Annotated in this window: 5 protein-coding genes; 3 read left to right on the top strand and 2 right to left on the bottom strand. The window is 28.9% G+C overall.

Features of this window, described 5'->3' with window-relative positions; genetic code table 11:
- Nucleotides 1–116: 116 nt before the first annotated feature.
- A complete protein-coding gene (locus CD121_RS06605; RefSeq protein ID WP_029055999.1) occupies nt 117–1211 on the bottom strand; it encodes an FUSC family protein in 1095 nt (364 codons plus the stop codon).
- Nucleotides 1212–1476: 265 nt separating this feature from the next.
- Complete coding sequence (locus tag CD121_RS06600; RefSeq protein WP_070452176.1) at nt 1477–2766, bottom strand: glutamate-1-semialdehyde 2,1-aminomutase; 1290 nt, start codon at nt 2764–2766, stop codon at nt 1477–1479.
- 79 nt (nt 2767–2845) lie between these two features.
- Between CD121_RS06600 and bcp the strand changes: the two genes are divergently transcribed.
- From bcp to perR, 3 genes are all read left to right on the top strand, one after another.
- Nucleotides 2846–3301 (top strand): thioredoxin-dependent thiol peroxidase, encoded by a 456-nt coding sequence (gene bcp / locus CD121_RS06595; RefSeq protein WP_126567671.1) that lies wholly within the window; start codon nt 2846–2848, stop codon nt 3299–3301.
- A 6-nt stretch (nt 3302–3307) separates the two neighbouring features.
- Nucleotides 3308–4258 (top strand): phosphoglycerate dehydrogenase, encoded by a 951-nt coding sequence (locus tag CD121_RS06590; RefSeq protein ID WP_029055996.1) that lies wholly within the window; start codon nt 3308–3310, stop codon nt 4256–4258.
- A 93-nt stretch (nt 4259–4351) separates the two neighbouring features.
- Nucleotides 4352–4801 (top strand): peroxide-responsive transcriptional repressor PerR, encoded by a 450-nt coding sequence (gene perR / locus CD121_RS06585; RefSeq protein WP_017636959.1) that lies wholly within the window; start codon nt 4352–4354, stop codon nt 4799–4801.
- Nucleotides 4802–5504: the final 703 nt, after the last annotated feature.

Genomic DNA, 5504 nt, shown 5'->3' with positions numbered 1-5504 from the left:
ATTTATAATAATAAAAAAGAGCTTAAGGCAAATGTTGAATTGCCTTAAGCTCTTTTGCTATATAGTTCTAATTAATTTATAAATAGCTTAGATTGATAATTAAATAAGTTTAAAAGCTATAAGTCAAAATCTTCATCAGCAATATCAATATCAGTATCATTGCGATGGTAAGTAAAGAAACTAATACGAAGTCTATCTAAATGTTCCAAATGATATCTATATTCTTCTATTGCTGCGATAATTTGCATAATATTAGCATAAGAATAATTAGTTTGATATGGATTTTGAATTAATTCATTTTGAAAAGCAGTCATAAGTTCTTTTTTAAGTGGGTTATCAACTTCATATTGCAATTGTGTGACTTTAAATTTAGCCTTTTTAGATAAACTTTTTAAAATTTGCTCGTGGAAAGCAATTAATGAGTCTAATTCCAATTTAATTTGTAATAACAATTGATTATTTAGTTGATGTAAATCATTTGGGTAACGTGACATTTTGTTTAATACTTCATAAGCTAATCTAGTCGTTCTTACTACTTCTTTAAATAGAATTTTCTTTCTATATTGTTCAAATATATTCTTTTTTAATAAAGGTCTTTCTTCATGATAGAAGTCGTAAATCTTTTCGAGTTTATCGATTCTAGAATTCAGTTGATCGCCATCTTGTTTAATATTATTAAATTCAGAAGTGTCATTTAATACCAATTTAAACCAAACGAAGATATCGGAGGTAATATTTACAGAATTATAATAAATTTTAGTTTCGAATTTTGGAGGTAAGAATAATAAATTTACTACTGAAGAACTTAGTACTCCAATCATAACTAAAACAAATCTGTAAAATGCAGCGACATAAAATGAACCAGAGACTTGGCCCATAATGATTAATGCTGTGACACTTGCTAATGTAGCAACATGTGCAAGATTAAATCGGAATAAAATTGCGATTAATACGATAACTGTAACACCCATAATTATAAAATTATTACTAAAGATTGTAACCATGGTAACAGCTAATAATGCGCCAATAATATTACCGATAGCTTGATCAGAAACAGTTTTAATAGACTTATAAACACTAGGTTGCATTGCGACAACTGCACTGACACCGGCTAATGCTTTTAGACCAATATTATTAGGAAGTAAAGAAGCGATAGACATAGCTAGTATGATTGCTATACCTGTTTTAAAAATCCGAGCTCCTAGTCTCAAAAAGAAGCGCTCCTTTTATTTTTATTGAATAAAATTTTAAATTCGTATTCATTATTGTTATACACTGACTAATCATAAATTTCAAGTGAATACAATAGTGTAGCTTTTGAAATATAACATTATATAACAAATCGCTAGTCAAATTATTTTAAATGAACACACAATCAGTTTAACTAAAGATATTTTTATAAAATGATAAAAGCTCCCTCAAAGTCCATTTAAAATGATTACAATGAGGGAGCAAATATGGTTAATGATATAGCACTTATTTCATTTGACTAAATGCATAGTCAGCTGCTTCTAGTGTTTTATCAATATCTTCTTCTGTATGTTCCGTAGTTAAGAACCATGCTTCAAATTTTGAAGGTGCTAAATTAATACCTTGGTTAAGCATTAATTTAAAGAATTTAGCAAATGCTTCGCCATCTGAGTTTTCGACTTGTTCATAGTGAGTAATTTTTTCATCAGTAAAGTATAACGTTAATGAACCATAAATTCGATTGATAGTTGCAGTAATATTATGTTTGTCTATTAATTTTAGTAGCCCATCTTCTAAACGTTTACCTAATTGATCTAATCTTTCATAAACACCATCTTGTTCTAATACTTCAAGTAATGCAATACCAGCTTTCATTGAGAGTGGGTTACCTGCCATTGTACCAGCTTGGTATGCAGGTCCAAGTGGAGCAACATGTTCCATAATATCTTGTCTTCCACCGTATCCACCAATTGGTAGTCCGCCACCAATGATTTTACCAAATGCAGTTAAATCTGGAATCACACCAAGTAAGTCTTGTGCTGCACCATAATGGAATCTAAATGCTGTAATGACTTCATCATAAATTACTAAACTGCCGTTATCATGTGTAATACGGTTCACTTCTTCTAAAAATCCTGGTTCCGGCATAACCATACCGAAGTTACCAACAATAGGTTCAACTAAAACGGCTGCAATTTCATCTCCCCAATGATCAATAGCTTCTTTATAAGATTCAATATCATTAAATGGTACTGTGATTACTTCTCTAGCAACGCTTTCAGGAACACCAGCTGAATCGGGGGAACCTAATTGTGAAGGACCACTACCAGCAGCAACTAATACTAGATCAGAATGGCCATGATAAGAACCAGCGAATTTAATGATTTTATTACGTTTTGTATAAGCACGAGCAACTCTAATCGTTGTCATAACAGCTTCTGTACCAGAATTAACAAATCTGATCTTTTCTAATGAAGGAATAGCTTCACGTAACTTTTTACTAAAATCGATTTCTAATTCAGTTGGTGTACCATATAGCACACCTTTAGCAGCTTGATCTTGGATAGCTTTAGTTATATGTGGATGAGCATGACCAGTAATAATTGGTCCATAAGCTTGTAAATAATCAATAAACTTATTACCATCTACATCATATAAATAAGCGCCTTTACCTTCTTTCATTACTACAGGAGCTCCACCGCCAACTGCTTTATAAGAACGAGAAGGTGAATTAACGCCACCTAATATATATTCATTAGATAATTCCTGAAGTCTTTCGCTTTCAGTAAATTTCATTTTATCAACCTCTTTTAATTTAATATTGTCGACTATTATCGTATCATAAAATTAACATAATGAAGAAATAGGTGATTAAATGTTAAAAAAAGGTGATAAGTTCCCAGAGTTTTCTCTAGAAAATCAGAATGGAGAATTAGTATCGAACGAAACAATTAAAGGACAAACGACAATACTTTACTTTTATCCAAAAGATAATACACCTACTTGTACAACAGAAGCGTGTGATTTTAGAGATAATATCGAACTTTTTAATGATTTAAACGTGAATATTTATGGTGTTAGTGGAGATTCTAAGAAAAAACATCAAAATTTCATAGAAAAACATCAGTTAAACTTTGATTTATTAGTAGATGAAGATTTCTTACTTTCTAAAGAGACTGGGGTTTATCAACTGAAAAAATCATTTGGTAAAGAAAGTATGGGAATAGTTCGTACAACATTTGTTATAGATGAAAAAGGAATTATAAAAGATATTATCGAGAAAGTTAAGGTTAAAACACAGATTGATGAGTTAAAAAATATATTGGAGTGATAATCTATGAAGGTTGTAAGTCTGTTTAGATTAGGCGAATTAGAAGATGAGTTAGTAGAGAAATTCCCACAAGTAGATTTTAAGTTTATTAAAAAAGCTAAAAATATACCATTTGAAGACAGACAATCTTTAGATATATTAATAGGTTATGATGGTGAATTAGATGAATCATTTTTAAAAGATTGCCCAAATCTTAAATGGATCGCATGGTATGCGACAGGTGTTAATTCATTACCATTAGATTATTTGAAAAATCATAATATTAAACTAACTAATAGTAGGGGAGTACAAGCAAAACAACTTTCTGAATTTATCTTAGCGTTCATATTAGATGATTATAAAAAAATGAGAACATCATTTATTAACCAACAAAATAAAGTGTATGATTCTAAAATGGTAGGAAGACGATTAAGTGGGGACAAAGTATTATTTTTAGGTACTGGTGCGATTGCAAGTCGTGCTGCAAAGTTAGCCAAAGCATTTGATATGCAGGTAATTGGTTTGAGTAACTCCGGAAAAGATAAAGAGTGGTTCGATGAAGTATATAAAATAGAAAAATTGAATGAAGTTATTGGAGAAGTTGATATTATTATCAATGCTTTACCTGAAACAAATGAAACAATTCATTTATTACAATATGATCACTTTAAACAAATGAGTAACGATGCACTTTTTATTAATGTTGGACGAGGTACTATAGTTAAAGAAACTACAATTCTAAAAGTATTGAAAGAAAACTTAATTAGACATGCTTATTTAGATGTATTTGAAAATGAACCATTAGATGAAAACAATCCATTATATGAATTAGATAATGTAACAATAACAGCACACATTACTGGTAATGATAATAATATAAATAAAGAAGTAACGGATATATTTGTGAATAACTTGAAACATTTTCTCAATAACAAAGATTTAATTGAGAATATAGTTGATTTAAATAAGGGATATTAATTAAAATACTGCAGTTATATTGACAATTTTAATTCGCAACAGTTATATTAATATTAAGTAATAATAATTATTAACTAGAAAGATGGTGAAAAAATGAGTGCGGAATTAGAATCTATAGAACATGAGCTTGAAGAATCAATTACATCATTGAGAAAAGCGGGAATCCGTATTACTCCTCAAAGACAAGCAATTATTAAATTTATGATTTCTTCAAAAACACATCCAAGTGCCGACGAAATATATCAAGCACTTTCACCAGATTTTCCTAATATAAGTGTTGCGACTATCTACAACAATTTAAGAGTATTTAAAGACATTGGCTTAGTTAAAGAACTCACATATGGTGATTCATCAAGTCGCTTTGATTTCAATACTCATAATCACTACCACATTATTTGTGAAAAGTGTGGAAAGATTGTTGATTTTCATTATCCTCAATTAGATGAGGTAGAACAACTAGCACAGCACGTAACAGAGTTCGACGTAACACATCATCGTATGGAAATTTATGGGATCTGTAAAGATTGTAAGGAAAAAGAATAATAAGTTGTTTACTTATACATTATATTCTTACACAAATAATAGTTTTAAATAAAACCATGTTTATTCTAAATAAGAATAGACATGGTTTTTATTTACTTCAACAATCTGTATAACATGAGCACTGATTAATTACGAAATTATGATGTGACAATTAGATTTATATTTTAGACGCTTATTAGGAAAGACAGATTAAAATAAAAGAGAAATCGTTAATGTTAAATAAACAAACTAGAATGTAGGTAGAATTACAAAAGATTAGTTAGATTAATATACTGTATATTAAAATAGAGAATATATGAGATTATTGTGCACTCAAACAATTAATAGTTACTATAGTGGTAAATTTAAACCAAAATAGTGTATGAAATTCGTTGACGATAAACAAATTAATTGATACTATATAAAAGTCGTCAAAATGATGTTAAGTTATTTGAAAGGTTTTATTAACTTTTTAAATGAAATATTAACAAAGTGTAATTTTGACTATTGAACTTTCAACTTAAACATTATATTATAGTTCTTGTTGAGTTATTAAACAACAATTTAATTTTAAAAAAAGAAATTAAATTTATTCTTGACTTAACAAAACGGACACGATATAATAAGATATTGTAAGTGAAAAAACGAACATTGAAAACTGAATGACAATATGTCAACGTTAATTCCAATAATGTAACGAAAGTTACAACAATTAATTTAGTTT

The organism is Staphylococcus pasteuri, from assembly GCF_003970495.1.
GTDB lineage: Bacteria > Bacillota > Bacilli > Staphylococcales > Staphylococcaceae > Staphylococcus > Staphylococcus pasteuri.
The sequence above is the reverse complement of the archived record's forward strand: the minus strand, read 5'-3'. Positions and strand labels throughout refer to the sequence as shown.